Source organism: Nocardia tenerifensis NBRC 101015 (assembly GCF_000308715.1).
Lineage (GTDB): Bacteria > Actinomycetota > Actinomycetes > Mycobacteriales > Mycobacteriaceae > Nocardia > Nocardia tenerifensis.
Window position 1 is genome coordinate 1 of sequence record NZ_BAGH01000271.1, and the last position, 1,383, is coordinate 1,383.

Below are 1,383 nucleotides of genomic sequence, written 5' to 3' on the forward strand. Positions count from 1 at the left end.
ACCCCGCACTCCCATGCCTCGCAGCGGGCACTCCCGTGCCTCGCACTCCTGCACCCCGCGACTCGCGCCTCGTACCCCCCGTACTCCGCACTCCCATGCCTCGCACCTCGCACTCCCGCGGCTCGCACCTCGCAACCCCTGCGCGTCGTACCCCCGCACCCCCGCACCTCGCACCTCGCACCTCGCACCTCGCACCTCGCACCTCGCACCTCGCACCTCGCACCTCGCACCTACGGCATGATTGCCGCCGCCTTCAGGCGTGCGATGTCTTGACCTATCCGTCGGTCTGGTCAACGACCCGGGGCACATCGTCACGACCGGCTCACCCCAAGCGACGCGGACCCGTGTCGAAACGGCTGGGCTCCGGTCCGATTCGGCCTCGGGCGTAGAGGATTTCGGCAGAGTTCGGGGAAGCGAGCACCGGATCGAAGGACAGCTCGCGCATCTGGGGTAGGTCGTCGAAGAGGGCTGAGATGCGTTGGGCCAGTTCGGCCAGGGCCGCCTTGTCGACGCGGGGGCTCGCCGGGGTGCCGGAGAGCAGCGGGGCCGCGCGGGGTGCGTCGATGAGGGCGGTGGCCTCGTCCGCGGTCAAGGGCAGCGCGCGGTAGGCGCGGTCGCCGAGCAACTCGATGATCAGTCCGGAGAGACCGAATTCGATCACCGAACCGAACGACGGATCGTCCTGGACCCGCAGGACACAGCCGACGCCCTTGGTCGCCATCTTCTGAATGTGCAGAACCGGGTCGCCGCACAGCTCAGCCAGGTCCGCGTAGCCCTGCCGCACGGCTTCGGGCCGCCACAGGTCCAGCCGCACGCCCGTGAGATCCGGTCGGCGACGCCACATCTCGCCGGTCGCCTTCGCCGCCACGGGATAGCCGAGCTCCTCGGCCGCGGCGACCGCCTCGTCGGCGTTGCGCACCTCACGGAACTCCACCACCGAAATGCCGTAGCAGTCGAGCAGTTCGACGGTCTCCAGATCGGTGAGCCGACGTCCGCCCGACTCGGCCATCCACTGCGCGACCAGGCCTTTGGCACGTTCGGTGTCGATCCCCGTCGGCCGCGAGACCTGCGACGCCGGCTTTGTGCGCCACTCCGCGTACCGCCGCACCCGGGCCAGCGCCCGCGCGGCGCGCTCCGGGTCCGGATAGGACGGGATCGACCCGCGCACCGCGGCCGCGCCCACGCCGCGCACCGACAGCAGATTCGGAATGCCCTGCTCTGCCACGAAGGTGGTCAGAATCGGCTTGGCCGCCTCGGGCACCTGCGCCGCCGCGGCACGGATGGCGTCGGCGAAACCCGCCATCGGCAGCGGCACCGGCGGGGCGAAAACCACCAGGACCGAGTCGACGTCGTCCGAGCGCAGGGCCGCGACCGTGGCATCGA

The 1,383-nt window shown here is 70.9% G+C and carries 1 protein-coding gene; it reads right to left on the minus strand.

Features of this window, described 5'->3' with window-relative positions:
- Positions 1–322 precede the first annotated feature (322 nt).
- The coding region (locus ON39_RS21050) for an acetate--CoA ligase family protein (protein WP_040736901.1) at positions 323–1,383 on the minus strand (1,061 nt) is incomplete at its 5' end.